This window comes from Rhizobium johnstonii 3841 (assembly GCF_000009265.1).
GTDB classification, from domain to species: domain Bacteria; phylum Pseudomonadota; class Alphaproteobacteria; order Rhizobiales; family Rhizobiaceae; genus Rhizobium; species Rhizobium acaciae.
The window spans coordinates 120,870-147,463 of record NC_008383.1; the positions used below are offsets into that span (position 1 = coordinate 120,870).

Genomic DNA, 26,594 nt, shown 5'->3' on the forward strand with positions numbered 1-26,594 from the left:
TTCCGAAAATCGGCTCCCCCACTCCCCGGCCCTGCCGGTCGCTTGCGCGATCCCTGACCCCGCCATCCCCTCCCGGCCGCTGTCGTCGTCTTTCACATCCAAGGAGATCAGACGATGACCTACGACATTGAAATCCAGATCGAAGAACTGCGGTCCGAGCTCAGGGAGTGCATCGATCCCGACGAACGTCGCGAGATCGAGGTCGAACTCGAGCTGGCGCGCGCCGAGCTGGCCGTCATCATTGCCGAGAAGGATGGCTGGCTCAAGGCGGAGCCCCCCTTCTGAGGGGGCTTTTGCCGCATCCGTGAGCTTGGTCAGCCGGATCGCTCGGCCGACCAAGCTGTCAGGGATTTCACCCCTCGACACTCCCCGCCGGCTCACGCCGGAATCGGTCGCGTCCCCTTCGGGTCCGCGGGTCTCTTCTCTCTCTGACGTCCTATTCTGCTCCAGCAAATCCGGCGTCAAGGACGGCGCGGTCTCCCCCAATTTTTCCGCCGCTGCGTTGCACTGCGCTCTGGAAAAATCGGTTCCCCCGCTTGCAAGCCGCTTCGCGGTCCTTGACCCCTCATTGCAACAGAGCGGCCGATCTCCGTCATCAAGATGAAGGAGATCCACTATGACATCCGATCAGAACCTCATGCTCTACGCCAAGCTCGTCGGTTTCCGGCTCGTCGTCCTCGCAGATCGGGTCGGCTGCGACACCGATTTCTTGCAAGAGCTTCATGACCGCCTGGTTGAAGGACTTGAGGCGGCAATCGCTCGTATCCAGACCATCATGGCATTGGAACGAAGCGTTCTCACCGGCGACGAAGCCGCCTATCAGCTGGACGGCGAGACCGAGATTTTCGGACGCTGCGCCATCAGCTTGTTGGACGACCTCGAAATCGATTTCGACACGCATGAATATCGCATTAACGGCAGCGACTGGATCAACGCCTTGACGGCGGATTACAGCGGCGTCGATATCGATTGTCCGGAATTGGTTGCGTTGACGGAGGACGAGCTCGGCTCGCTGGCACAAATCGTAAAGGATATCACACGGGAAACCGGAATCCCCGTTCATGCGGCTCGTGCCGTCTAGGGCCGATGGCATCGCCAGAACCGGATCAAATCTTAGACGCGGAGAGGTGGCAAAGGCTGCCTCTCAATTGGGAATGGTTCAGGCCGATCGCGTGAGCGACAAGTTCGCAGGGTCTGCGCTTGACTGTAAGGATAACGGTGCGAGCGTTCATAATGCCTGCGACGCCGGTGAGCGTCGCCAGATCCAGGCCGAGCTGGATGTCGCTCAGGCGGAGCTTGCGGCGGCCGTCGACCTGCAGGGCAACATCTTCGATTGGGAGCCCCCTCACTGAGGGCAACCGATAGCGCCGCGCCATTATCGACCGTCGCGGTTCTCCTGTGATCCCATATCATCGACATCAGGGATGGTGCGTCTCGAGCGTCGTGCCGCAACCTGATGCCGCCAGAATTTTCCCCGCCTTCGGCTTCCTCGCGCAGCAAAATTCAGTCGTTCTCAGGTCCTCCGCTTCGCTGCGGTCGTGCCGATGCAGCACTCCTTCCCGAGGCACATCTCATCCCCGCGATGAAACGCAATCACAGGAGAAAGATCATCCAACAGCTCGCCAAATTCCTCGCCGCTACCGGCCGCCGCCTGCGCACTCTCGGCAAGGTCGTCGGTCACTTCGTCCGCAAGGGTAAACTCGGCCTGAAGGTCGCGATCAAGATCCCCTTCTTCGTAGACATCGAGGTCAACTTCGAGACCGACTGGAACCGGCGCCCGTAAGGCGCCTCGGCCCGCTTTGGCGGGCCGGATCCTCAGCACCAGGGCTCGCGCCGGCCCGACCAGGTCCGCGCCAGGCCTTCCGACACCAGCCGATCGCCGAGGCTTCGTCCTTCCCGGACGAGAACCCGGAGCTTGCGGCCGTAACGATCCGTATCGCGGCCTGGCCACGCCTGGAGTTGGAATGGTCCCTCGTTGACGAGCTCGATCAACCGCTCTGTTGCCTTGTTGCCAAGTGTCAGTTCCGACGCGCATTTCGGGGTGCTGATCTCCGGGGCGTCGATATCGGCAACTCTCACCTTCTGGCCGTAGATCCACAGCGTATCACCATCGACGACGCAGTTGTAACGGGCGCCGGACGCACATTTGGGGTACGTTGCGGGTAGACCAGATTGAGCCGCTTCAACATGCGGGACAATCAAGATTGCGCCTAGCAGAACAGCGGCGGAAATGACGCCTGTCAGAATTGATTTCACCTGATTGCCCCAAGCTCGATGACGGTAGATGGAGCGCAACTATCAGATTCGCGGGTTGCAGCTGACCGCGTTCGATAGCCTCGAGCGCGCTTCTGTCGGGTCAGGTCGAGGAAGAGGGCAACCGCATCCTGCTCCCGCTCGAAGTGGTGGGTCAATGTCTGGCCCTTGCTGCCGATCCGTCCCCATCGCCGGGTCAGGCAAAGTTCACCGAACAGGTTGGCCTCGATCGACATGGCATAGTAGCGAGCCATGTTCTTGGCGCGGTCCTTGCGTTCGACATAGAGCTGGTAGGGCTGTGCGATCATGACTGAGAATCGCGCGTACGGAGTCCGCGGTCCAACGACAATTATGAATCGGTTTCGCGTGATCGATTCAATCTGGTGAAGCGTTCGAAACGTTAGGTCTTGGGCGATCCGCCTTCGGCGTACGGCTCTATTCGCCACGGCGAACGAAGCCCGCAAGCGGTCTTCGCCCATTTCGGTCACGATCTTCTCGCGGTCACCGCGGCATTGATCAGTACCCGAGATAGCCGAGGATATCCGCACCATAATATTCCCCCTCCTCGTCGGCATGAGCAATGACCTCACCAGCAGCTTCATCGACCAATGCCTTGTCACCTTCTCGGACGGCGGCCGCCACTTCGTGGATGCGGCATTCCTCGATCGCGTCTTCAGCCGAAACCTGAGCCTCACAGGCTTCCCAATATCGCATTGATGGATCCTCCCGCGTTTAGTTCGGTTCGGCCGAAGCTGAGACTTCTGGACGATCACCGCGCTGTTGAAACCTGTTTTCGCCGACACATGACTTCATGTCCGACCGGCGGAACCAGATCGCGCGGCCGCATCGCAATGGCGCGTTGCCCGCGGTGAAGACGATCTGCTCGTCAGCACGCATGCGAAGGACTTCGTGCGGTTGGATCAACTGCCTTGAAGCGAGCTGTTTCGAGCGGGTTCGTGACGACCCGCGCGATTGGAAACTGCGGCTGACCTGGTCGATCTCGACTGTCGTCGTGCCACATCGACGGGAGATATAGTCTGCGGTTTCCGGATCGTTGATTGCCGCAAACGAGATCCAGCTGGCGCTTTCGAACCATTTGCTGGACGCGTCACGACCGCCGTAGGTTTCCCGCAGCTGGCCGATCGACTGATAGATCATCGTGAGCGTAATGCCATATTTCCGGCCGGCGTCGCGCGCCGTCTCCAGCACCCGCATGTAGCCGAGCCTCGCCACCTCATCGAGGAGAAACAGTGCCCGGCCTTTGATCGCCCCGTCGCGATGGTAGATCGCGTTGAGGAAGGAGCCGATGATGACGCGCGCCAGGCCGGCATGGGTTTCCAAAGCCTTGAGGTCGATATTGATGAAGACGTCGGTTTCACCATCGGCCAGCGCCTCGGTGGAGAAGCTGGAACCGGAAACGAGGGCGCCGTAGTTCGCATAGCTTAGCCAATGCGTTTCCTTGATCGCATTGGCGTAGACGCCAGAGAAGGTCTCCGGCGTCATGTTGACGAAAGCGGCGACATTCTCCTTCACGAAATCGGAAGCGGAATTGTCGTAGATCTCCTGCAGGCGCGCGCGGAGCTTAGGTTCCGGCTCTGAGAGATTGGCCCGCACCTGTCGCAGCGTCTGGTGCTTCTCATCGGTATGGCCGGACAGGCAGACGTCAGCGATCATGGCGGTGAGCAGCTGAAGACCGGACGCGCGGAAGAAGTCATCGCGGACGCCGGTCGCGCGACCGCTGTCGCTCATGATCCACGACGCGACGGCTGCGATGTCCTCTTCCTTGGTGCCGCCGTGGCGACCGATCCAGTCGAGCGCGTTGAAGCCGGATTGGGCGTTCTTCGGATCGAGAACGATAACGCGCCGGCCTGCCTTACGCCGATGCTCCATCACCATCGGCGCCACCTCGTTGGACGGATCGAGCACGACGAGAGAGCCGCCCCATTTGAGCGCCGTCGGGATCGTAACAGAGGTCGTCTTGAAACCTCCTGAACCGGCGAAAACGATCCCATGCGATGAGCCGAACGAGCCGTCGAAGCAGAGCAGCGGTGGGGAACCTCCCCTCCCCCAGGAAGTCGGCTCGCCAGGCCGAAACGACGTGGCGGCCGGATCGTCGCGATCGACACGATATCGCTCGCCGATGACGATGCCTCCTGTTTCCGGAAAGAGCTTTTCCGCCTCTTGCATCGTCATCCAATCGGCCTCCCCGTGCAGGGCGCGTTTGCCCCGGATGCGTCTCGGCTCGCTTCGGGTAAAGGCCGCATTGCCCATCCTGGCGACGCGCAGCGCGAAGAAGGTGACGAGCAGCGCGGTGCCCGCTCCTATGATGGTCGAAGGGTCGGCGTAGGACAGAAGCGTCCTGCGCGCGGGCACCTGACTGGCAAAGGTCAACAGACGCGATCCCTCGCGAAGAGCTGCGACGGCGATGACGCCGAGACCGCCCGCGGCAACGCTCCAACCTGATGTCTTGACGTTGATCGATCCCTTGGTGCCGAACAGGAACATGACGCCACATGCCCCGGCGAGTGCATAGGGCAATGCAAGCCCGATCCGCCCCAGCATCAGCTTCGCCTGATCCGTCGTTCCGAATGCTGAGAGCCACCGTTCGATGCCTGGGAAAGTCAAAGCGATGGCCACCATGGCTACGGCCGGAATACCGGCGACAAGGATCCGCTTAGGCGTCATCGGCGAATGCCTTCGCACCGAGTTCACTCAGACGCGTTCGCTCCGCCTCGTCAGCCTTTATCCGTGCGCTGGCATCGATCAGAAGCCCGAGCAAGAGCGCGCGCTTCTCGTAGCGCAGGCCGGCCTTGACGATCAGGCCGCCAAGTTCGATCTTTTCCCGCGCGTCCTTTTTCCGAGCCTCTGCCGTCGACATCTTTTGCACCCGCTCAAGCCTCAGCAGACCGGCCCGCAGCCTCGCCAGCGCCGTTCGGCGGCGTGGTCGCAGGCTTGCGCCCCTGAGCGGGTCTCGCCTGTGCCCGAAACCGAGCCGCGACTTCTTCGAACGCCGACAGAAGTTTACCCTCCTCTATCTCGATCTCTCCGAGCCCTGCCCGTAGCGCGATCCGACCGATGCGCTCGGCGTCACGTGTTTCGGCCTGCTTGAGTTGCTCCTGCAGGCGAGCAATCTCTTCCCGGATTTTGGCGGTTGGCTTCTTCATAAGCGTTGCTTCCTTGTTCATGATGGTCCGTTGAAGACGAACCCTGCCCCGAATTTTCTCCCGCTGGAAGGTGCAATGTTGCACCTCGCCAAAGCGCTAGCTTTGGGCGAATGATCCCGCCGTTCCGAAGGAGCGGATCCAAGGGCGCAATTATACGTCGCTGACGCGACGCCCTGCTGAAGGGTCCTGGCGGGGCCGCCCGCTCCCAACGAACGCGTCGAAAATGTTCGATCTTAGGAGCCTGTCTCAGCCGTGGCCGTCCCGCATTTCTCAGTCAGCATCGTTGCCCGCGGCTCAGGCCGCAGCGCGGTGCTGTCGGCGGCCTACCGGCACTGCGCCAAGATGGAATTCGAGCGGGAAGCGAGGACGATCGATTACAGCCGCAAGCAAGGACTCCTCCATGAGGAGTTCGTCATCCCCGAAACCGCACCCGACTGGCTACGGTCGATGATCGCCGATAGATCGGTCTCGGGCGCCTCGGAAGCTTTCTGGAACAAGGTTGAGGCGTTCGAAAAGCGCGCCGATGCACAGCTCGCCAAGGACGTGACCATCGCTCTGCCGGTCGAGCTTTCGAACGACCAGAACATTGCCCTGGTCCGCGACTTCGTCGAGCGCCACATCACGGCCAAAGGCATGGTCGCCGATTGGGTGTATCATGATGCTCTGGGCAATCCGCACATCCATCTGATGACGACCCTGCGGCCGCTGACCGAAGACGGGTTTGGCGCCAAGAAAGTTGCGGTTCTGGCACCAGCCGGCAAACCTGTGCGTAACGACGCCGGCAAGATCGTCTACGAGCTTTGGGCTGGAAGCACCGACGACTTCAACGCGTTTCGCGATGGCTGGTTCGCATGCCAGAACCGGCATCTGGCGCTCGCAGGTCTCGACATCCGCATCGACGGCCGGTCCTTCGAGAAACAGGGGATCGAGCTGACGCCGACCATTCATCTCGGCGTCGGGACGAAGGCGATCGAACGGAAGGGCGACAATAAAACCGGATGGGGGGAGGAGAAGGTCGCGCTCGAGCGGTTGGAGCTGCAGGAAGAACGGCGCGCCGAGAATGCCCGGCGGATCCAGCGCAATCCGGAGATCGTGCTCGACCTCATTACCCGCGAGAAGAGCGTCTTCGACGAACGCGATATCGCCAAGATCCTCTACCGCTACATCGACGATGCGGCGCTCTTCCAAAACCTGATGGCGCGGATCCTACAAAGCCCGCAAACACTGCGGCTCGACCGTGAGCGGATGGATCTCGTCACTGGCGTCAGGGCACCGAGCAAATACACGACGCGAGAGCTGATCCGGCTTGAAGCGCAGATGGCCAATCAGGCAATCTGGCTGTCGCAGCGATCCTCTCATGGCGTCAGGCACGCGGTTCTGAGCGGTGTGTTTTCGCGACATGACCGTCTATCGGATGAGCAGAAAACCGCGATCGAACATGTCGCAGGTCCGGAAAGGATCGCTGCCGTGATCGGCCGTGCCGGTGCCGGCAAGACGACGATGATGAAGGCGGCGCGTCAAGCCTGGGAAGCAGCCGGTTATAGGGTCGTCGGTGGCGCGCTTGCGGGCAAAGCGGCAGAGGGGTTGGAGAAGGAAGCGGGCATTGCCTCCCGCACGCTGTCTGCCTGGGAACTAAGATGGGATCAGGAGCGAGACCGGCTTGATGAAAAGTCTGTCTTCGTCCTCGACGAGGCAGGAATGGTCTCTTCCCGGCAGATGGCGCGCTTCGTCGAAGCGGTAACCGTGTCCGGTGCCAAGCTCGTCCTGGTCGGCGATCCCGAGCAGCTGCAGCCGATCGAAGCGGGCGCTGCCTTCCGCGCCATTTCAGGGCGGATCGGCTATGCGGAACTCGAGACAATCTACCGTCAGCGCGAACAGTGGATGCGCGATGCCTCCCTCGATCTGGCGCGTGGAAACGTGTCGGCTGCGCTCGACGCTTACGCGCAGCGGGATATGGTGCGGACCGGTTGGACCAGGGACGAGGCGATCACAGCTTTGATCGCCGACTGGGACCACGAATACGATCCGGCCAAGTCGACTCTGATACTCGCTCATCGCCGTATTGATGTGCGTTTGCTGAACGAGATGGCGCGCAGCAAACTCGTCGAGCGTGGGCTGATCGAGGCCGGCCATGCGTTCAAGACGGAAGACGGGACGAGGCAGCTTGCGGCCGGTGATCAGATTGTCTTTCTGAAGAATGAAGGGTCGCTCGGCGTCAAGAACGGTATGTTGGCGCGTGTCGTCGACGCCCAGCCCGGGCGGATTGTCGCTGAGATCGGCAATGGTGAAGACCGGCGTCGGGTCGTGGTCGAACAGCGGTTCTACGCCAATGTCGATCACGGCTACGCCACCACGGTGCACAAGAGCCAGGGCGCCACCGTCGATCGCGTCAAGGTGCTGGCGTCGAGCACGCTGGACCGGCATCTATCCTATGTCGCCATGACCCGCCACCGCGAGACGGCGGAACTCTATGTCGGGCTGGAAGAGTTCGCGCAACGGCGCGGCGGCGTGCTGATAGCCCATGGCGAAGCGCCTTACGAGCATAAGCCGGGCAACCGGGACAGCTACTATGTGACGCTCGGCTTTGCCGATGGCCAGGAACGAACCGTCTGGGGTGTCGATCTCGCGCGGGCGATGGATGCGTCGGGCGCCAGGATCGGGGATCGCATCGGCCTCAAACACGTCGGATCGCAGCGCGTCACGCTCCCCGATGGCACTGAGGTTGACCGCAATTCCTGGAAGGTCGTGCCGGTCGAGGAGCTGGCGATGGCCCGGCTACATGAGCGGCTCTCGCGTCCCGGATCAAAGGAAACGACGCTCGACTATCAGGACGCTTCGCACTATCGCGCTGCGCTGCGTTTCGCGGAGGCGCGTAGCCTCCACCTGATGAATGTCGCCCGCACCATCGCGCACGATCAGCTCCAATGGACCATCCGTCAATCGTCGAAACTCGCCGAGCTCGGCGCGCGCCTTGTCGCCGTCGCGGCAAAGCTCGGCCTTGGCGGAGCAAAGTCGACTGTATCGACAACATCGGCAATCAAGGAGGCAAAACCCATGGTCTCTGGCACGACGACCTTCCCCAGATCAATTGGTCAGGCGGCCGAAGACAAGCTCTCGGCCGACCCCGGCCTGAAGGCTAGCTGGCAGGAGGTTTCCGCTCGCTTCCATCACGTCTTTGCTGATCCACAAGCCGCCTTCAAGACAGTCAATGTCGACGCCATGCTGGCGAATGGAACGGTAGCGGCAACGACGATTGTGCAGATTGCCGAGCAACCGGAAAGCTTCGGTGCGCTGAAGGGGAAGACCGGTCTTTTTGCAGGGAGCGCCGAGAAGCGGGCCCACGATACTGCGCTTGTCAACGCACCCGCACTTGCCCGCGATCTGCAGGGCTTCATTGCGAAACGCGCAGAGGCGGCCAGCCGCTATGAGGACGAGGAACGCGCGGTCCGCACCAAGCTCTCGCTCGATATTCCTGCTCTCTCCGCATCCGCAAAGCAGGTGCTTGAGCGCGTGCGCGATGCCATCGATCGAAACGATATCCCCGCCGGTCTCGAGTTCGCTCTGGCGGACAAAATGGTGAAGGCCGAGCTCGAAGGTTTTGCCAAGGCCGTGTCGGAGCGCTTCGGGGAAAGAACCTTCCTTCCGCTTGCGGCAAAGACTGCAGACGGGAAGGCGTTCGAGGTAGCGTCCGCAGGTATGCAGCCGGCCCAGAAGAACGAGCTGCGATCCGCTTGGGACACGATCCGCACCGTCCAGCAATTGGCTGCGCATGAGCGAACAGCTGTGGCACTCAAACAGGCAGAAGCCATACGGCAGACCCAGACGAAAGGGTTGTCGCTGAAATGATGTCTCATATCTCCCCCACCTCTGCCGTTGTGCGCCAAAAGCGCCCGGTTCTCGCCCTCCTCGCAGTGTCATGTGGCATTGCGCTCGTGGTGATTATCGGCGGGTTCATCGGCGGCCTGCGGATCAACACCACGCCCAGCGAGCCACTCGGGCTCTGGCGTGTCGCACCCCTCGAACACCCGATTCAGGTGGGTGAAATGGTGTTCGTCTGCCCGCCGGAGACTGACGCCGTTTCGGAGGGATTTGAGAGAGGCTACCTTCGCTCAGGCCTGTGCCCCGGCGGCTTTGGCCCCCTCATCAAAACGGTGGCTGCGGTCGGCGGGAAGCGCATCGAGATCGCCGGCAATGTCACGATCGATGGACGGCCGATCGCAAACTCGAGCCTCGTGTCTCAGGACGGCCAGGGGCGGCCATTGCGCCCGTACGCAGGAGGGACGATTCCGGCCGGCTTCCTGTTCCTCCATTCGCCATTTCCCGGATCCTGGGACTCTCGATATTTCGGGCCGGTCCCAGGATCCGGTGTTCTCGGCCTCGCAGAACAGGTGCTTACCTATGCGCCCTGATTGGCTTCAACCTTTTACCCTCGCTCTGGCTGCTGCCACGACTGGATATATCTCCTGGAGCGGGCATGCCCTGGCGCTTCCCGCAGCGATCGCATTTCCGGCGCTTTGGTCGCTGGCGCACAGTCGTCGGGCCGCAAGTGTCGTTTCGGCCGCCTATTTTCTGGCGGCGTCGCGCGGTCTGCCGCAAGGCGTGGCTGCCTTCTATCAATCCGATATCTGGCCGGGACTGATCTTGTGGCTCGTCGCCTCAAGCGGCTTCGTTTTCGTTCACGTCGCACTCTGGTCGCGTCAGTCCGGCGGCTGGAAAGCCCTGCGATATACGATCGCGATGGTCCTCATGGCCCTTCCACCCTTCGGCATTGTTGGCTGGGCACATCCGATCACGGCGGCAGGCGTTCTCTTTCCAGGATGGGGCTGGGCCGGACTTGCGGCAGTGACAGCCGGTCTCGCGCTCATGACGACGCAATATCGACCGGCTGTAGCCATAACCCTTGCAGGCTTCTGGCTCTGGTCCGCCGCATTCTGGACAGCACCGGACATAGGGCGGCATTGGCAGGGGGTCGACCTGCAGCTCGGAAATAGACTCGGTCGCGATAACAGTCTTGCTCGGCATAGTGATCTTGTTGCAACGCTGCGCTCTGAGCGTCGCCCCGGCTCCACTTTCATGCTCTTGCCTGAAAGTGCTCTCGGGTTTTGGACGCCATCGGTCGAACGCGTGTGGCGGCAGCAACTGGCCGAGGCCGATCTGAGCGTCATCGCCGGCGCGGCTGTCGTCGATCGGGAAGGATATGACAATGTGCTGGTTCGCGTCTCGGCCACCGACAGTGAGATCCTCTATCGGGAACGCATGCCAGTGCCTGGCTCGATGTGGCAGCCCTGGTTGGCACCGATCGGAAAGAGCGGCGGAGCCAGAGCGGACTTCTTTGCTAATCCGGTCGTGTCCGTTGGCGGCCAGCGCGTGGCCCCACTCATTTGCTACGAGCAACTCATCATCTGGCCCGTCCTGCAGTCGATGCTTCATGATCCAGACCTCGTCGTCGCCGTCGGAAACGACTGGTGGACCAAAGGGACCGCAATCATCGGCATACAGCGCGCCAGCGCCGAGGCTTGGGCGCGGCTGTTCAACAAACCTCTCGTGATGTCTTTCAACACCTGATCTGGAGCAAAGACCATGGACGCTGCCCTCATTGCGAAATGCGCCGATCCAAGCCTTCCCCCCGCTATCGTGGAACAGTTCATTTCGGCCGTCGGTTCCGACGATCCACTCGCCGTCACCGTGAATGCTGATGGTCGGCTGGTTCTCATCCCCAAACCTCGCTCGCCCGACGAGGCCATGGGTGTGGTCAAAGACTATGTCGGTCATGCCATCGTGCGGGTCGGCATCACCCAGTTTCCGGCGGACGTTGGCGTCGACGACGCATCGCAGCTTCAATCAGATATGTTCGAGGCCTGCGCGAATTTGCGCACAGGGACAGGCATATTCGCAAAGGTCGCCCGCATCGTCGCCAAATGGTACGGCCGCCCCACGAATAAAGAGCTTCTTCCGCAGTTGGTGGACGATACGATCTACGCTTGGAAGACGGGCAGCTTCGAGGGCGACAACGTGTTCCGTGCCTCAGATCCTGGTGGCCCGACTTTCTTTGGTACACGCTCAGAAAAGCGTGCCGAAGGTACGGATCCCGTGGCGCCTCCCATGGAAAGTGAAGATGCCTCACAATCGGCCGAGCCGGATAAGGCTACGGAGGCAGGAATGAGGATCGATCTTTCGAGGATCGGCGGACAAAAATAACGAGCGCTGCGGATGGGTCAGCGCTAGGGCGAAACCGGAGAGGTGAGCGCTGGCGTCTCGCCTCGCGGCAGGAAGAAGCCCTTGATACATGGGTCATTGCGAACGGCGATCTGCGTGTGGGTACGCTCGTGAAAGCGAGCGCCATCGTAGATCTCATTGCCTTCGGGAAACAGGCCTCGAACTGTGTCGAATGCCGGAAGGGCGGCTTCCTTGGCGATCTCGTGGACGTAATTGATAACGGCGCAATCCAGCTTCCGAACCAGTTTGTCGGAATTCTTGTCACCCTTGGCATCGGAATTCACCGGCATTTTGCCGCCGGTGGCTTCGATCTGACTTTTCAGCATTCGATAGCTAGTCTGGATCAGGGGGACGTACTTGCGGGTGATGAGGTCTAGGCAGTTGCCGAGATCGATAATTGCGCCGAGCACAAAGGGCTCTTTATAAGCGCCAGATTCAGCTTTCAGCGTCGCCCATTCGAGCGCACGCTCGGGATCGTTTTCCCAAAAGTAGATCCCAGAACCGAGCCAGTCATACGCCTTTTCGCTCGGAAGAAGGGGCGATGCGCCAGTTAGCGCAGCCATACCCACGGCCTTGTCACAGCCGTGGTAGCCGAGCACGTATGCAGGATAATTGGAACTCAAGCGGCAGCCGCTTCCTCAGCGTCGTCGTCGCGCGCATATTCCGGGGCGAGCTTGCCATCGGCAGACACAATGCCGGCGTCCATCAGATGACGGCGTGCATCGTCTGGAGACTTGGCGGCGTCTTCAGCCCGCTTTTCCATGAGCGCGATGAGCGCCTCCAGCTGGATGTCTGTCATCGCCGAGGCCCTCCTGAGCCAACTTCTTGCAGTTTATTACATGGATTCCCGCAAAAGCGCAAACCTGGGGGGCTTGGCGCCAAGCATCGTAACGCGGACACGCTGCAAACGTTCATTTTCGTCTGCCCGGTACTCGGTCAACTCAAGACAGAAACCGTTTCAAGCTCAAGCCGGCGTACAAAATGTATGGCAACTTACCGAGGGAATAGTGGCCACAGCTTAGCTTCATAATTTGCGGTCGGCCGCCGGCGTTCTTCAAACTGCGTAACAGGCTCTCCGACAGCTCCGGCATCACAACCGTGTCTCTCCTGGCCAGCACCATCTGGATATCGAGATCCGGCCGCGCCAAACGATGCGCGTAGTTTTCGAGATTGAGTGGACTCCATGCTCTTCTGAGATCAGCCAGCTCGATCTCTGGCTCGAGGCTGCTCCGGATAGTTCGTGTAGCGCGACCCGTCCAAACCATATCCGCAAGGCTTCCACCTGTCAGAAACAGCGAAGCTTTCGAAACGTTCGGATCATGTGCGGCAATCAATCCTGCGACCCAGGAACCGAGGCTCATGCCGAGGACGGAGATTTCTCGATAGCCCTCACTTTTCAGCCAGCGGATGAGTTTTCCTCCATCACATACGGCCTGCCTTACGGCTTGGATCGTTCGACCAAGGTTGGCGCTCAGCATGTAATCCGCGTGCAATGAACCGGGACGGTTACGCTCGAAGTGATATGGCATCGCGATCTCGATGACTGTGATGCCGCGCCGTGACAAGAAGCCGGCGATTTGAGCGTTTCGAGCTCGTGCGTTCCAATGGTGAAAAATCACCAGTGCCTTGTCGAGTGACCCACTTTTTGTGATTTTCGCCCAGACGATATTGTTCTCTGCGACATCGGTCGAAATATCCGATGGAAACTTAACCCAATGCTCTCGGACTTCGAATCGTTGATCGCCGCCGTTCTGCTCATCGAAAAACGTTGGGTCAATCGAAGCTTCATCTGCGCGGGCACAAAATTCGCGGATACTGTCGATTCTCTCACCTGGAAAGGCACGGTCTGCATCAAGGATGAAACTCGTCGTTTCCTTCCCGTCCTCACCGCGTCGCGCCCGCTGTTCATCCCACCGATCAAGCCAGCTAAGATACAATTTGTTTGCTTCCTATTTCACTGGATCGCCGACTGCCTAGGCCAGGATCAACCAGGCTGAACAACGCGACGAACACACCGATGCCCAAAACGATTGAGAATCCCACGAACGCGTCAACCAGCAGGTAGGTGGCAAACAGCAATGTCACGACCGCCGCCATCTTCCAGAGAGGCACATGAAATCGCGTGCCGATAGCTCGCAGGCAGATCGAACCGTAGACAAAGACAACGATGGTCGAAAGTGCAACGAGCAGGCCGCTGTAATGGGTAGGCATCCGATAGTGGAACCCATTGCTGGCACCATCACGTCCAGCCAGCGCTGAAGACAAATCCCCGATCAACCAGTCGAGGATGTTTTTGGCGTTCGATGTCAGATAGGAGCTCTGAGCCTTCATGCACAACGCGACCAGGAGGCCTAGAATTGTGCAACGAAAAATCCCACGCATTAATCTCAGGCAAAGCTCATGGACTTCGCCTTGAGATCCAACCTGCTGAAGGATCTTTGCTTCAAGGTCAATTTTCCTGAGATCATGGATCATGGTGTGGAGCAAAATGAGCCCGGCAAAAAAAAGGTAAAAGCAGAGGCACATATAGAGGTAAGCGAGGGCCGTAAACGCGATCGACACCGGGACCGATATAACCTCCGGTCGCACAATCGCCAGCGTGCCCCAACTAGTCGCGTAGTCTGCACCGCCTTCCAGCAACGGGATCAGGCAAACGCCAATCCATTGAAAAACACCGGCGAACAACACACAGATCAGGAATACCGCCCAATAAGAAGAGGAGGACGCCTCCACATTGCGCGCCCAATCATCCTCGCTTGTCGTCGTGTTGTTCCACGCCCATAGCCTCACACGCCCTTCCTTGGTCCAAAAAGCGAGTAGCTCTGTGACGAGAGCGAAAAACAGTGGCAAGAGCACCATGAAAAGGAAGGTCCAATTCGGCGCCCAGAGAAATCCAACCTCTTTCGCAACGTTATCCGCGCGGAGGTAAACGGCGCTGTGGATCCCCACGATGTAGGACAGAAAACCGAGAGCGGAGGCGCCTGCAAACACAGACGCGGGCAAGTTCAGCGGCGAGCCGCCGCTAAAAAGGGTCTCCGATTTTCGCGCTAAACTGAAGCGCTGCTTCTTCCGATCGGCTTCGGGTTCGGCATCGGGTGTAAACTTAACCGGTGACCACTGCTCGTGGTCAACCGTGGGGTCTGGCGGCACATCTCGGGTTCCTGGAGCAAGGCTATCCGCCTTTTTCGCCTCCCGTCTCTTGGCTTGCAGCCGCGCCTGAGCCGCGCTTAGCTCGACCTGCCATGCAGCCGTGGCCTCCGGATCATCGCACCCAAAAACCCTCGCGAGCCAACGAATGTTCGTCGCGCTAATTCCCCTGTCATTCTCCTGAAACCAAAGCTGCACCGTCCTCAGATCAACCCCAGAGCGGTTCGAATCGATCTGTGAAATCGCCGCGGCGAGCAGTTCGGGCGTCCACGGGCCCGCGGGAAATCCGTCTTCACCGACTGCTCTGCCTGCGCCCGCCGCAGCCAGTTTCTTGAACAATTCCTTCCAGTCACTGCCGTCATTTGGCGGTGGTAGAAATAATTTTCCGTTCTGAAACAATCGATTACCAGTTCTGATTTCGTTTCGTTTCGCTGCACTTCATATTACATCGTGCCAAATCACTCAATCGCCGGTTATCGAATTCAGGTTGGAAAATTTTAGGGCGAACTCATAGTGAGTGGTCGAGATGACCAAATTGGTAAATCAACCTGAGGCTGAGTTAACCGCCGCGCGCTGCGCTCGTTAGCGTTGGCAGAAGGGGCCGGACAGGAGCAGGACCGCGTTCCGCTACCGTCGCTATGAGCCGCTCCGGGACAGAAGAGCAGCACCGAATGGAAGGGGATTGGATGAACCAACTTGTCGCGGGGCTTCTAGAGATCAGCGCTGTCGCGCATGACGATGCAACGCTGAAGGCCGCTCTGGCGGATTTGGCAGAACGGTTCGAATTTTCCGGTTACGACTATGCCAAACTGCTGCCGGGCGACTTTTACGTGATATCGAACCTTCATCCCGATTGGCTGAAACGAAGCCGAAAGTTGGACCTGGACCGACGAAATCCGGTTATGAAGCGTGCCCAACAAACACGCCGCGCCTTTATCTGGTCTGGCACCCCACAGACGGGGACGCCGCTGGAGGAAGACCAGACTTTCTATGAGACTGCAGCGCAGTTCGGGATCCGTTCAGGCATCACCATTCCAATCGCTATTTCCAGTGGCGCCATCTCAGTCCTCAGCTTCGTCTCTCCAAAGTCGATTCTGACCGCGCAGGACGAAATCGATCCGATCGCTGCATCCTCTGCGGTTGGGCAGTTACATGCCCGCATCGGGCAGCTAAAGGTAACGCCTTCAATCCAGGAATCGTTTTACCTCTCTCCGAAGGAAGGGACCTACACGCGATGGCTTTCACTCGGCAAAACGGTGGAAGACACGGCCGATATCGAGCAGGTCAAATATAATACCGTCCGCATTGCGCTCGCCGAGGCACGACGGCGATATGACCTCTGCAACAACACGCAGCTCGTGGCTCTGGCAATTCGGCGTGGTCTGATTTGATCAAACTTTCGGTGTTCGACCCAGGATGTTGAGAAGTGTTGTGAGCGCAGACATCTGCGCATGCATTTCGATCGTCGCCTCCAGATAGGCTAGGTGAGCGTCACTAGGCTCTTTCTCGTCGCTTCGGTCACCGGCATGGGCGACCTGGAACATTCTTTCGGCGCGGTCGACAAGCGTGCGATGTTTCTTGATCGCGCCGACCGTCAGGATTTCGACAACTTGCTCGGGCTCGTTGGAGAGCAATCCGATGATCGGCCGCAGGTCGATGTCCGTGGCAGTGTCATTTCTCTCGTAACCCATAAGATCTCCCAACGCCCAGGCTCAGCCTGCGGTGTACGCCTTGTTTGCTCGTCTGAGAATCGAGCAATGCAGCGCGTACGGCCTTGGGAGTTATTTTAGCGATTGGCTCGGGACTCATCCACTGTAGTTTTGCAGCAACTTTTTTTGGTTGACGGAGCCGGTGTCCGTCGCCTGAACGTCACCCGCCATCGTGCTCATACCTCAGTTGCTGTAATTACCCGGAAAAATGATGTCCTGGTCGACCAGGACATTGAACCGGAAACCGGGTCGGATCTTGATTGTCGGTTGGACGATGAGGTTCTTCGAAATGGTCTGTTCGGCGACACGCCCAAATGTCTCCGCAAAATTCCGGCGCGCCGCGTCGGAGGCCGTGTCTTGCGTGGCAAGAGTCGAGCTTTGAGGCATCGACATGTCGATCCCTGTCCCGATAAGCGCGACAAGCGCGGCCGAACCAAAGGTCCGGAGATAGTGGTTGTCGACCTTGTCGCTGAAACCGCTATAACCCTCCGAGTCGGTCCCGGCCATACCGCCGATCTGCAGAGTCGAGCCATTCGGGAAGATGATATCGGTCCAGACGACGAGAGCGCGATTCTGGCCGAACGAGACCTTGCTGTCGTAACGACCAAAGAGCTTTGTCCCCTGCGGCACCAACATGAAATGACCGGTCGCGCTGTCATAGACGTTCTGGCTAACCTGCGCAGTGATGCGGCCCGGCAAGTCGGAATTGATGCCGGTGATCAACGTTGCGGGGATAACTGACCCCCGCTTCAGCTCGTAGCGTGACTGCTGAGGCACGACCTGATTGGGCAGGTAGCCGAGATCCTTGATGTCCGCGTTAAAGAAATCTTCCTTGGACGCTTGTCCATTCTGATCGACCTGACCCGCCGCGCCGGCCCGCAAAGCTGCGGCATAAAGATCCTGCGAGCCGTTCGGCGCGGTGTTTGATTGACGCGGCGCGGCAGACGCAGCGCCCGGCGCTTGTGCGGAGACATCGGTGATGTCGACTTTCAGCGGCGAGTCTAGGGCCGCCCCCCTTGCCTGAAGGCTTGCCATGCGCTGGCGCTGCTGCTCACGAAAGATCTGCTCGCGCTGTTCGCGAAGCATCCTGGCATTCCACTCCTCGTCCGACTCCATGCGAGACCTGCGCGGCTCTCGTGGCTCGATCTTTGGCTCGGTTTGCACTGGTCGGGTATCGCCTTGCTGCTGGGGAACCGGGGTCGGCTGAAATACCGGCTGCTGTTCCTCCCGGTCACCGATAATTCCATCTTTAACACCCCGCTTCAGCTGATCGGCGAAGGTCGAAGCCGGCGTGCCGGAACCGCTCTCGTTCGGGTCGTGCTGACCAAACCTCAGTCCGCGTGATGAAAGGCCGTAAACGAGAACGGCAAGGAACAGAACCAGGATTCCGATGCCGACGAACAGGGGCACGCGATTGAGGCGCTTCATCCCTTTCTCGTCAGCAGACTGATTTGACGTTCCCAGTTGCAGCGATTGGACCATGATCGTCTCCGCCTGTCAGTTTCGCTTCATAAGGGAAAGGGGGCTTGCCGGCGTCGCCAGGCCATTATTGACCGAGTAAGCTCGGCCGAGCTCCATCGTGTCCGTCGAAAGGCGCGCCAGCACTTGTCCGTCGACGGTAGCGATCGAGTAGGCCAGCTCGACCGGCTTGGGCGCATCCTTCACGCTTGCGCTCTTATCATCGGTGACGATGGCAAAGCCCCATCCTTTCAAAGCGGCTTCGAGCGCGACGGAGAATTCGGAGGTGTCCTTGTGCAGTTTGATGGGAGTGGTCGTCGATCCGGCCTGCTCGGCGAAACGGCCTGCCATGTCGCCAGCGATGGCACCGGCGGCAGGCCCGGTGACCTCAGCGGGTGCTCCGCTGGTGGACAGTCCGTCGGTTGCGGTCTGGCATCCGGCTAGGCTGAGGGTAAGGACAATCGGAATGAGGCGATAAAGCTGCATGGATCACCCTCCCCGCCGGATCGTGATCTTCTGCTGTTTCCAGCCAACCCCAGAAATCAGGATCGCCTTGTCGATATTGTAATCGACGATCATCATGTCTTTCTTCATCCGATAATTGACGATGCGGTTTTGTCCGCCCGAGACGACGAAGAGAACCGGCGCATCCTGACCGGAGATCGCACGCGGAAACTGGATGTAGGTCTTCTGCCCATCGGAATAGACCCGCTTCGGCCGCCAAGGTGCGCTTCCACTCAAGGAATAGGAGAAGGCAAGCTGTTCGGGAGCGACACCGCCGTCTGGTCCGGTCATAGCCTGGATGCGGGCATTGATATCGGAGAGCTTTGTGGCGGCGTCTTCGGGATATTCGAAGCCGACCCGCGCCATGTATTGAGTCGGATGCGATTTCAGCTGGATATGGTAGGTGCGGCGTGAGGTCGTCACCACCATGGAAGTGACGAGCCCCGGCTCGGACGGCTTGACAATCAGATGGATCGCCTGTCCACCGGCGGCGCCCGACGTTGCTGGCTCCACCTTCCAGCGCACGGTATCACCGACAAGGACGTCGCGGACAATTTCGCCGCCCTGCAGCTCGATATCGCAGACCTGCAAAGGGGAGCAGACGACGGAGGGCTGCGTCTCACCAAAAAGGAAGATCACCTTGCCGTCCGGTCCGCGTGTGACCAGTCCGGTCTGCCCTCGCCATTTGCCCGAGAGGTTCGTCCCTTTGGCCTCATTGCCCGTCAGGCTTTGCGCGATGGCCATCGGTGAAACTGCGGTCGATACGGCAAGCGCCAGCATGCAGCGAAGAGCGACGCGTTTGTGTTTGATCCTCATTGCAGATCCCTGCCCTTAAAGTTGCGCGGTCCAGTCGAAATCGGTCACGTACACGCCGATCGGATTGAGCCGGATTGTTGCTTCGTCTTGTGGTGATGTGATCGACACGGTCGCGATGCCCCGGAAACGTCGGGTCGCGACCTCCTTGCCTTTCCGATCGCGCTCGTACTCGGTCCAGTCGATCTGGAAGGTCTGGTTCGAAAGCGCGACGATGTTGTTCACCTCGATCGCGACGGTCGCGTTGACCGCCTTTTCGAACGGCGAGTTGCCGCGGAACCATGCATTGACCTTTTGCGTCGAGGGATCGCTCGTCCGCAGGAGGGCATAGGTGCGGTCGATATATTGCTTCTGGACCACCGCATCTGGTGTGATCGAACGAAAGCTGGTCACGAAGTTCCCGAGCGTCGCGCGCACGACCCGCGTGTCCGCATACTCGATCTGCTGCGGGAAGCCCCCGGAAACCGTGTTCCCGAGCTTATCAACCTCGACGATATACGGGACGAGTTTGACCTGCGTACTGAGGTAAAGCGCGTAGCCAAAGCCAATCACGGCCATTCCCAGGCTCAAGATTCCAACGACCTTCCAGGCGGACGCCGCCCTGACGTAGGAGCCGTAACGTTCTGACCATTCCTGCCTTGCAGCAAGGTACGGGTTCTCAGGTGCGGGATGCCCTGCCATTTGTGTGATCCTGTCCGTGAATTATGGTTTCTCCGGTTTTTCCGGAGGGGGCGTCGGAGCTGAGGAATTGCCCCTAGCCTGATCGAGCTTTGCGTTGGCCAGGCCGAGAAGGGAACCGGCATAAGCGCCGGGTGACCCGATTGCCTTCTCCTTGGCTGCGGATCCGGCAGCCATGGCACCGGAGCTGAAACTTGCGCCCATGCCCCGAAGTACCGAAGCTGCGGCCGAGGAACCGCCGGCCCGCGCTGCCTGCGCGGCGGCAAAACCGGCGCCGACGGCGCCAGCTCCAAGGAATGCGCCGCCCGCTGCGAACGAGGCCGCCTGTCCGCCGTGGCGAATTGTCTCCATGCCGCCGGAGACCGACGCCCCTTGCACGACGCCCTGGATGATGTTCGGGACGTACACCGCGATGATGAAGACGACGACCGAAATGCCAGCGATCGCGAGTGTGGTGATGAACTGGTCGCTTTCGGCTGTCGGGGCCTGCGCCAGTCCAAGCAGGACGTTCGAGCCGATCTTGGCGATCATGACCAAGGCCATCAGCTTCATCCCAACGCCGAAAGCATAGACGAGATAGCGGATCGCAAAGTCCTTGGTGAAGGAGGAGCCGCCAAGCCCGAGCATGATCATGCCTGCCAGCAGGCCGACATACATCTCGACCATGACCGATACGAAGATTGCCGCGACAAGCGAGAAGCAGATGACGACGATGCCCATCGCAAGCACGGCGGCGATAGCCAGGGCATTGTCTTCGAAGACGCCGAACTTCGCCTGTTCCGACATCTGGGACGCTACGCGAATTCCGGCGTCGAAGACTTCGGCTGGAGACGCAGAGCCGCCACCGGCGCCGATTTGGAAAAGACTGTCGACGACAGCCCTGGCGAAGGTCGGGCCCTGCGTCAAAGCGAAGGCAAAAAAGCCGATGAACATGATGCGACGGACGAGCTCGGCAAACCAACTGTCCAGCGATGCTGCCTGGATCGCGAGCCACACCGCAGCAATGCCGACCTCGATGCCTGCGAGGATCCAGAACAGCGATTTCGCCGCATCCATGACGGTGGTTTCCCACCCTTTGGCGGCAGTCGAGACCTGGTTTTCCAACTCCGTCAGCACTTGGCCTTGTTGGGCGAAGGCTGGTGCCGCCAAAGCAAGGAAGGCGATTCCCGCGACGAGGATGGTGCTTCTCCGATTGCGCTTCACCATCTCGGGCGCATCTCCTGGCCCTTTTCGATCGGCGGCAGCGCCTTGCCCGTGCCAAAGAACTTCTCGCGTTTTGCTCGTTGCTCTTCACTCATCTGCGGCGCGGCGGAGCTTTCGCCACGAACCAGAACGACTGAGGTGACGGCAATCACTGTGATCACGACGCACACGGAGGCGATCAGTACGGGGCGGGTCACCAGCGGGGCTCCATTTTCTGACCGGAGGGAATGGATTGGACGTCCGCATTGAAGAATTTCTCTCGACGAGCCTGCGCCAGATCCTTGTCCGTCTGTTCGCTCTGCAGCCAGGTCCCCATCATCGTGGTCTGCTGGGAGACAATTCCGCGTAGCTTCTGTATCTGGGCGACCTGCTGAGCGGCGATCTGGTGGCCGACCTGAAGTGCCTTCATCTGGCCGTCCGCTGATTGCGACATTGATTGCAGTTGGCCCATCGTATCCTCTTCGCTGTCGAACTGATCGGCGGTGAGGCTTGCGGCCTTGAGAGTGCTGGAAATCGTGTCGCGGTTCGTGTTCGACCACGTCTGATAGGTGGACGAAAAGCTCTCGGCGTTTGGCAGGCTTGTCTTCAAGTCCGCATAGCTTTTGAAGCGTTGCTTCAGAAGATCGTCAGCGTTGCCCATGGAAAAGGCGATGCCCTGACCCTGATTGACGATATCGCGCAGCTGGTTCAGGTCACCTTCAACCTGGCCCCAGATATGGTTCGGAAGCTGGGCCGTATTCTGCAGCATGTTTTGATAGATATTGAGCTGGTTTTGGATCTGCTCGGCAAGCTGGGTAATCTGGGTGATCTGATTTGCGATCTGCTCGCTCGATTGCCCGACCAAAGATATCAGCTCGCCGTTGTTCAAGAGCTGCGTCATTTCGGTCGCGCCGGTAACTGCGCCTCCTGCATAGGAAACAGTGGGCGTGGCGGTAAGGCCGGCGGCGACCAATCCCACCACCAATGATTTGCCGAGCTTCAAGAACTGGATTGCTTCACTCATTGCGGTTGATCCCCCTTTCGATGAGCCACTGACCCGGCCATTCGAGGCCGTGGGTCGACGAGAGTGCCCTGATGCGGGCTAGATCGGCTTTGCCAGAGGCGCCGACGAAGGAGAGCGTGACCGGTCCGAGAGACATGTCGAAAAGCCTGCGGCCATCGGGTGAGGTCACGTAATATTCGCGTTTCGGGATGGCGTTCGCGACAATCTCGATCTGCCGCGCATTGAAGCCGATCCGCTCGTAGAATTCGCGGGTGCCGGTTTCCCGGGCTGCGCCGTTCGGAAGGCAAATCTTGGTCGGGCAAGATTCCTTCAGGACGTCGATAATGCCCGAGCGCTCAGCGTCGGAGATCGACTGCGTCGCGAGAATGACGGCGCAGTTCGCCTTTCGTAGCACCTTGAGCCATTCCCTGATCTTGTCGCGGAACACAGGATGGCCGAGCATCAGCCATGCCTCGTCCAGAACGATGAGGCTTGGCGAGCCATCGAGCCGCTTCTCAATCCGTCGAAAGAGATAGGTCAGAACAGGGACGAGATTACGCTCGCCCATATTCATCAGCTGCTCGATCTCAAAGCACTGGAAGCGCCCAAGCGTCAGGCCATCCTCTTCCGCATCAAGGAGCAGACCCATCGGGCCATCAACCGTGTAATGGTGCAGCGCATCTTTGATCTCCCGCATCTGGACGCCGCTGACAAAATCCGACAGCGAACGGCCGGGCGCCGACGCCATCAACCCTATTTGCCTCGAGATTGCATTGCGATGGTCCGGCGCAATCGTGACTCCTTGAAGCGAAACGAGGGTCTCGATCCACTCGGAAGCCCATGCTCGATCGGCGTCAGTCGAAAGCTCCGACAATGGGCAGAAGGCAAGACTGGCCCCCTCTCCGCTCTCGCCGCCGATCTCGTAGTGGTCACCGCCGACACCGAGCGTCAGCGTCAGCATCGAATTGCCTTTGTCGAAGGCGAAGACTTGCGCCTTCTCGTAGCGGCAGAATTGGGCGGCAATCAGCGCGAGGAGCGTGGATTTGCCGGAACCAGTCGGACCGAAAATCAAGGTATGGCCGACATCGTCGACATGCAGGTTCAGTCGGAAGGGGGTCGAGCCAGATGCAACCTGCATGAGTGGGGGCGCATCGGGAGGATAGAACGGACACGGGGCGAACGGCTGACCCGACCAGACGGAGTTGAGCGGGACGAGGTCGGCAAGATTGCGCGTGTTGATGAGCGGTTCGCGTATGTTGCAATACCAGTTGCCCGGCAGGCTGCCAAGAAACGCGTCTGTCGCATTCAGCGTCTCGATGCGAGCTCCGAAGCCTTCCGCCTGGATGAGGCGACGAACCGCCTCCGCCTTCTCCTGCAGCGCCGAGCGGCTTTCGTCGAAGAGAACGATGACCGGGGTATAATAGCCGTAGGCCACCAATTGCGATGAGGCTTCGGCGATCGCATCCTCAGTCTCGGCGACCATTGCCATGGCATCCTGATCGACCGACCGGGATTGCGTCTGGAACAGCTGGTCGAAAAACGGCCGCACTTTCTGCTGCCACTTCTTGCGGGCCCTCTCAAGGCGCTGCTTTGCTTCCTCCGCATCGAGGAAGATGAAGCGCGACGACCACCGATAAGTCAGCGGCATGAGGTTCAGGCTGTTCAAAATCCCTGGCCAGCTCTCGGCCGGAAGCCCATCGATCGCGATCACACCAAGAAACCGACCCTCGACCCGCGGCGTCAGGCCATGTTCCAGCTCCGCCGTTGCGAGCCAGTCTAGGTACATGGGGATTTCTGGTAGGCGAACGGGATGGTTCTCGCCGGTGATGGCAAATCGAATGAACTGGAAAAGCTCGTCGTAGCGTGCAACGCGAGCACCATCCCGCTCGGAAACCTCTCGGGTTTGCATGCGCTGCACCGAGAGAACATTGCCGAGATACTGCTCAATCTCCCGGATCGAGCGGCGAAACGCATCAAGAGCGGTATCGGCATATTTCGCTGAGCGGCTTTCGTTGTCCGAGTAGATATAACGCGTGAGACCCGATCGCCGCCGCTCGGGCGGCCGATAGGTCAGAATGAGCGCATGACGGCTTTCGAAGTGCCCGCGCTCCTGTCCAAAATGTCTACGGCGCTCGTGGTCGATCAGCAGGGTGACGGCATCGGGAAAATGGCTGCGTTCAGCAGACGGGTATTCGGTCGTCGGCACGCGCACTGCCTCGACCTGGATCATCCAGCCCGTACCCAGTCGCGAGAGGATCGAGTTGATCTGGCGGGAAAGCTCGTTTCGCTCGAAATCCGTAGCGCTTTCGGAATCCGGACCGGCAAAATACCACCCGGCCATCAGACTACCGTCCTTCAGCAGGAGAATGCCGTTATCGACAAGGCCAGCATACGGAACGAGGTCCGCGAACGACGGACCGGTCGATCGAAATGTGCGTAAAGCGACCATTGTAGCCTCCTCAGTACCGGCGCCAGGGCGCGGAGGTCGGGAGGTAGTGCGCCCGGTACCGCATATGGCGTGCATAGACTTTGCGCATCATGGGGTCCGCCTTCGCCATCATGCGGAGCGCGCCGACGACCACGATCCAGATCGCGATGCCGAAAAGTGCCGAGTAGATGGTCAGGACGACGAAGATGAGGATGATCGCGGCGAGCCCGGTCAGCAGCACGAGTTCTCGATCCGCTCCCATCAAGAGGTTCGGTCGCGAGAGAGCACGGTGAATACGGTTGCGATGGAGTCCGACGCCGGCGTCAGCCATGACGCCCCTCCCCTCCCCCTAACGGAGTTGAAGAAGGAGTTGGGGGTTGCTCGGCGACAAACGAGCTACCGATCGAGGCACCGGTCGAACCGAAGAGGCCGACAATTGTTGTGGCACCAAGCAGGATCCCCGCGACGAGTACCACATACATCAGTCGCCGCGCGAAATCGTTGAGCTCGCCGCCGAAGATCAGCATGCCGCCGGCAATCGCGACGGCGGCCAGTGCAATATAGCCGGCGACCGGTCCCGTGATGGACTGCTGGATCTGCTCGAGCGGACCTTCCCACGGCAGGCTTCCGCCTGAACCTGCAAGTGCTGGCCCGGCAAGCGAGGCGCAAAGCAATGCGCCGATAATTCCCAAACGGAGAAAGCGATTATGCTGCATGACTGTCCTCATCGATCTGCGGATAGTGTTCTGTCTGGTAACGCGAGCCGTTGAACCCCTCGACATGGAGGACCTCCCTCACCCGGCGGCCTCGCCCGGCGCGTTCGATCGAGATGACGAGATCGACCGCTTCGCCAATCACGGCTTGCATTGGCTGTTGACTGGCTTCCGATGTCAGTTGCTCGAGGCGCCGAAGCGCCGACATTGCGGAATTGGAATGGATCGTCGTGACGCCTCCTGGGTGTCCTGTGTTCCAGGCTTTCAGCAGGGTCAGTGCCGCCCCGTCACGAACCTCGCCAACGATGATGCGGTCGGGACGCAGGCGCATCGTGCTCTTGAGAAGCCTGGCCATGTCGACAGCGTCGCTCGTGTGGAGGCAGACGGCATTTTCCGCTGCGCATTGGATTTCGGACGTGTCCTCCAGGATCACCATCCTGTCCTCAGGCGCGGAGGAAACGATTTCAGCGATGACCGCGTTCGCGAGTGTTGTCTTACCTGAGCCCGTCCCGCCAGCGATGACGATGTTCAGCCGGTTGGTGATGGCACTGCGGATGATCGAAGCCTGAGCTTCGGTCATGATCTTTGCGGTCACATAGTCATCGAGTGGAATGAGCCGTGAAGCGCGCCTGCGGATCGTAAACGTTGGCGAGTTGACGACGGGAGGCAGGAGGCCTTCGAAGCGGTGGCCGCCAATCGGTAGTTCGCCGGAGATGATCGGTCGTTCTCCGTCGGCTTCGGACTGGAGAGCGTGCGCTACCGATCCGATAACAGTCTCGGCGGCGGTCGCCTGCATTTCGCCAGCTGGCGCTACACCATGACCCAGGCGTTCGATGAAGAGCTTGCCATCTGGGTTGAGCATGATCTCAACGACTGTTGGATCCTCGAGGGCAATGCAAAGGTGCTCGCCGAGAGCGTCTTGGAGTTTACGGACAAGGCGGGAGTGCGACTGAAGCATGGGAAAGCTTGTCTCCTCGTTTGAGTGTAGGAGGAGACAGACCCCGGTGGCCGCGCGAAGTCCATGTGCAAATTTGCACCTCGCGAGTCGCGGCTGATTCCGTCAGGGTCGCTTCGATTCGGTGGTTTACCAGCGAGTTCCGCTATCGGAGCGGATTATGAATCACAGGAAAGATGGGCACGGAGATTGCACCAAATGATCGATAAATCGCTGGAATCTATGCATTAGTTGCGTTCGCTTCGGAAATGGTCGTTTTGCGTTAAGGCTTTGTTAACTTTAAAAATCTTGCAAAACGCGCTGGAATGAGTTGTCTTATCCACGGCAAAAAGATGTATTTACGAAATTTACCGTGTGTACGAGAGGACGTC

31 protein-coding genes are annotated in these 26,594 nt (G+C 59.6%); 9 read left to right on the forward strand and 22 right to left on the reverse strand.

Annotated features, from left to right (window positions below):
* Positions 1-114: 114 nt before the first annotated feature.
* The 4 genes from RL_RS40260 to RL_RS39760 all read left to right on the forward strand — a co-directional run bounded on the left by RL_RS40260 (position 115) and on the right by RL_RS39760 (position 1,783).
* Positions 115-285: a hypothetical protein gene (locus RL_RS40260; RefSeq protein WP_165419764.1), complete on the forward strand. Its 171-nt coding sequence runs from the start codon at positions 115-117 to the stop codon at positions 283-285.
* A 331-nt stretch (positions 286-616) separates the two neighbouring features.
* Entirely contained in the window at positions 617-1,081 is a 465-nt protein-coding gene (locus RL_RS25730) for a hypothetical protein (RefSeq protein WP_011654737.1), read from the forward strand.
* A 91-nt stretch (positions 1,082-1,172) separates the two neighbouring features.
* A complete protein-coding gene (locus RL_RS25735; protein WP_244432391.1) occupies positions 1,173-1,352 on the forward strand; it encodes a hypothetical protein in 180 nt (59 codons plus the stop codon).
* A gap of 230 nt (positions 1,353-1,582) precedes the next feature.
* Entirely contained in the window at positions 1,583-1,783 is a 201-nt protein-coding gene (locus RL_RS39760) for a hypothetical protein (protein WP_128409067.1), read from the forward strand.
* Positions 1,784-1,815: 32 nt separating this feature from the next.
* Here the strand turns inward: RL_RS39760 and RL_RS25745 are convergent, their stop codons facing one another.
* The 6 genes from RL_RS25745 to traC form a co-directional block, all read right to left on the reverse strand.
* Complete coding sequence (locus tag RL_RS25745; RefSeq protein WP_011654740.1) at positions 1,816-2,256, reverse strand: thermonuclease family protein; 441 nt, start codon at positions 2,254-2,256, stop codon at positions 1,816-1,818.
* On the reverse strand, positions 2,253-2,561 hold the full coding sequence (locus RL_RS25750; RefSeq protein ID WP_032981063.1) for a WGR domain-containing protein: 309 nt from the start codon (positions 2,559-2,561) through the stop codon (positions 2,253-2,255). Before RL_RS25750 ends, RL_RS25745 begins: the two co-directional genes overlap by 4 nt.
* A gap of 208 nt (positions 2,562-2,769) precedes the next feature.
* Entirely contained in the window at positions 2,770-2,967 is a 198-nt protein-coding gene (locus RL_RS38160; protein WP_086935601.1) for a hypothetical protein, read from the reverse strand.
* A gap of 18 nt (positions 2,968-2,985) precedes the next feature.
* Positions 2,986-4,938, reverse strand: coding sequence for a Ti-type conjugative transfer system protein TraG (gene traG, locus RL_RS25755; protein ID WP_011654742.1), 1,953 nt, complete (start codon positions 4,936-4,938; stop codon positions 2,986-2,988).
* Positions 4,928-5,131, reverse strand: coding sequence for a conjugal transfer protein TraD (gene traD / locus RL_RS25760; protein WP_018010302.1), 204 nt, complete (start codon positions 5,129-5,131; stop codon positions 4,928-4,930). Before traD ends, traG begins: the two co-directional genes overlap by 11 nt.
* A gap of 13 nt (positions 5,132-5,144) precedes the next feature.
* Entirely contained in the window at positions 5,145-5,417 is a 273-nt protein-coding gene (traC, locus tag RL_RS25765; protein WP_032981062.1) for a conjugal transfer protein TraC, read from the reverse strand.
* Positions 5,418-5,669: 252 nt separating this feature from the next.
* Between traC and traA the strand changes: the two genes are divergently transcribed.
* Genes traA through RL_RS25785 form a run of 4 tightly spaced genes read left to right on the forward strand, consistent with a single transcriptional unit; the run spans position 5,670 to position 11,615 of the window.
* Positions 5,670-9,263: a Ti-type conjugative transfer relaxase TraA gene (gene traA, locus RL_RS25770; protein WP_011654745.1), complete on the forward strand. Its 3,594-nt coding sequence runs from the start codon at positions 5,670-5,672 to the stop codon at positions 9,261-9,263.
* Positions 9,260-9,826: a conjugative transfer signal peptidase TraF gene (gene traF, locus RL_RS25775; RefSeq protein WP_011654746.1), complete on the forward strand. Its 567-nt coding sequence runs from the start codon at positions 9,260-9,262 to the stop codon at positions 9,824-9,826. The genes traA and traF overlap by 4 nt, the downstream gene beginning before the upstream one ends.
* Entirely contained in the window at positions 9,816-10,982 is a 1,167-nt protein-coding gene (locus tag RL_RS25780; protein WP_011654747.1) for a conjugal transfer protein TraB, read from the forward strand. Before traF ends, RL_RS25780 begins: the two co-directional genes overlap by 11 nt.
* Positions 10,983-10,997: 15 nt before the next feature.
* Positions 10,998-11,615: a TraH family protein gene (locus RL_RS25785; RefSeq protein ID WP_011654748.1), complete on the forward strand. Its 618-nt coding sequence runs from the start codon at positions 10,998-11,000 to the stop codon at positions 11,613-11,615.
* A gap of 23 nt (positions 11,616-11,638) precedes the next feature.
* Here the strand turns inward: RL_RS25785 and RL_RS25790 are convergent, their stop codons facing one another.
* The 4 genes from RL_RS25790 to RL_RS25805 form a co-directional block, all read right to left on the reverse strand.
* Positions 11,639-12,256 (reverse strand): hypothetical protein, encoded by a 618-nt coding sequence (locus RL_RS25790; RefSeq protein WP_011654749.1) that lies wholly within the window; start codon positions 12,254-12,256, stop codon positions 11,639-11,641.
* On the reverse strand, positions 12,253-12,432 hold the full coding sequence (locus RL_RS25795) for a hypothetical protein (RefSeq protein ID WP_018010295.1): 180 nt from the start codon (positions 12,430-12,432) through the stop codon (positions 12,253-12,255). The genes RL_RS25790 and RL_RS25795 overlap by 4 nt, the downstream gene beginning before the upstream one ends.
* A 142-nt stretch (positions 12,433-12,574) precedes the next feature.
* Positions 12,575-13,570, reverse strand: a complete 996-nt coding sequence (locus RL_RS25800; RefSeq protein ID WP_011654750.1) for an RcgR family putative quorum lactone hydrolase — start codon at positions 13,568-13,570, stop codon at positions 12,575-12,577.
* The gene (locus RL_RS25805; protein WP_041936710.1) at positions 13,560-15,179 is read right to left on the reverse strand and encodes an RcgA family putative transporter; all 1,620 of its coding nucleotides are present in this window, start codon (positions 15,177-15,179) and stop codon (positions 13,560-13,562) included. The genes RL_RS25800 and RL_RS25805 overlap by 11 nt, the downstream gene beginning before the upstream one ends.
* Positions 15,180-15,466: 287 nt before the next feature.
* On the opposite strand from RL_RS25805, the gene RL_RS25810 reads away from it, so the two are divergent.
* Positions 15,467-16,171: an autoinducer binding domain-containing protein gene (locus RL_RS25810; protein WP_011654752.1), complete on the forward strand. Its 705-nt coding sequence runs from the start codon at positions 15,467-15,469 to the stop codon at positions 16,169-16,171.
* Here RL_RS25810 and RL_RS25815 read toward each other — a convergent pair whose 3' ends face one another.
* From RL_RS25815 to trbB, 12 genes are all read right to left on the reverse strand, one after another.
* On the reverse strand, positions 16,172-16,471 hold the full coding sequence (locus RL_RS25815) for a transcriptional repressor TraM (RefSeq protein ID WP_011654753.1): 300 nt from the start codon (positions 16,469-16,471) through the stop codon (positions 16,172-16,174).
* Positions 16,472-16,672: 201 nt separating this feature from the next.
* Positions 16,673-17,971, reverse strand: coding sequence for an IncP-type conjugal transfer protein TrbI (trbI, locus tag RL_RS25820; protein ID WP_011654754.1), 1,299 nt, complete (start codon positions 17,969-17,971; stop codon positions 16,673-16,675).
* 15 nt (positions 17,972-17,986) lie between these two features.
* Positions 17,987-18,433: a conjugal transfer protein TrbH gene (gene trbH / locus RL_RS25825; RefSeq protein WP_011654755.1), complete on the reverse strand. Its 447-nt coding sequence runs from the start codon at positions 18,431-18,433 to the stop codon at positions 17,987-17,989.
* Positions 18,434-18,436: 3 nt separating this feature from the next.
* Positions 18,437-19,231 carry a P-type conjugative transfer protein TrbG gene (gene trbG / locus RL_RS25830; RefSeq protein ID WP_244432395.1) on the reverse strand — a complete coding sequence of 265 codons (795 nt, stop codon included), beginning with the start codon at positions 19,229-19,231 and terminating at the stop codon, positions 18,437-18,439.
* 51 nt (positions 19,232-19,282) lie between these two features.
* Positions 19,283-19,945: a conjugal transfer protein TrbF gene (locus RL_RS25835; RefSeq protein WP_011654757.1), complete on the reverse strand. Its 663-nt coding sequence runs from the start codon at positions 19,943-19,945 to the stop codon at positions 19,283-19,285.
* Between the two features lie 21 nt (positions 19,946-19,966).
* Positions 19,967-21,148 carry a P-type conjugative transfer protein TrbL gene (trbL, locus tag RL_RS25840; RefSeq protein ID WP_011654758.1) on the reverse strand — a complete coding sequence of 394 codons (1,182 nt, stop codon included), beginning with the start codon at positions 21,146-21,148 and terminating at the stop codon, positions 19,967-19,969.
* Positions 21,142-21,342 (reverse strand): entry exclusion protein TrbK, encoded by a 201-nt coding sequence (gene trbK, locus RL_RS25845; protein ID WP_028744197.1) that lies wholly within the window; start codon positions 21,340-21,342, stop codon positions 21,142-21,144. Before trbK ends, trbL begins: the two co-directional genes overlap by 7 nt.
* Positions 21,339-22,148 (reverse strand): P-type conjugative transfer protein TrbJ, encoded by an 810-nt coding sequence (gene trbJ, locus RL_RS25850; RefSeq protein WP_011654759.1) that lies wholly within the window; start codon positions 22,146-22,148, stop codon positions 21,339-21,341. The genes trbK and trbJ overlap by 4 nt, the downstream gene beginning before the upstream one ends.
* Positions 22,141-24,576 carry a conjugal transfer protein TrbE gene (locus RL_RS25855; RefSeq protein WP_011654760.1) on the reverse strand — a complete coding sequence of 812 codons (2,436 nt, stop codon included), beginning with the start codon at positions 24,574-24,576 and terminating at the stop codon, positions 22,141-22,143. Before RL_RS25855 ends, trbJ begins: the two co-directional genes overlap by 8 nt.
* Positions 24,577-24,586: 10 nt before the next feature.
* Positions 24,587-24,886, reverse strand: coding sequence for a conjugal transfer protein TrbD (locus RL_RS25860; RefSeq protein WP_011654761.1), 300 nt, complete (start codon positions 24,884-24,886; stop codon positions 24,587-24,589).
* A complete protein-coding gene (locus RL_RS25865) occupies positions 24,879-25,271 on the reverse strand; it encodes a TrbC/VirB2 family protein (RefSeq protein WP_011654762.1) in 393 nt (130 codons plus the stop codon). The genes RL_RS25860 and RL_RS25865 overlap by 8 nt, the downstream gene beginning before the upstream one ends.
* A complete protein-coding gene (gene trbB / locus RL_RS25870) occupies positions 25,261-26,226 on the reverse strand; it encodes a P-type conjugative transfer ATPase TrbB (RefSeq protein ID WP_011654763.1) in 966 nt (321 codons plus the stop codon). Before trbB ends, RL_RS25865 begins: the two co-directional genes overlap by 11 nt.
* Between the last annotated feature and the right edge of the window lie 368 nt (positions 26,227-26,594).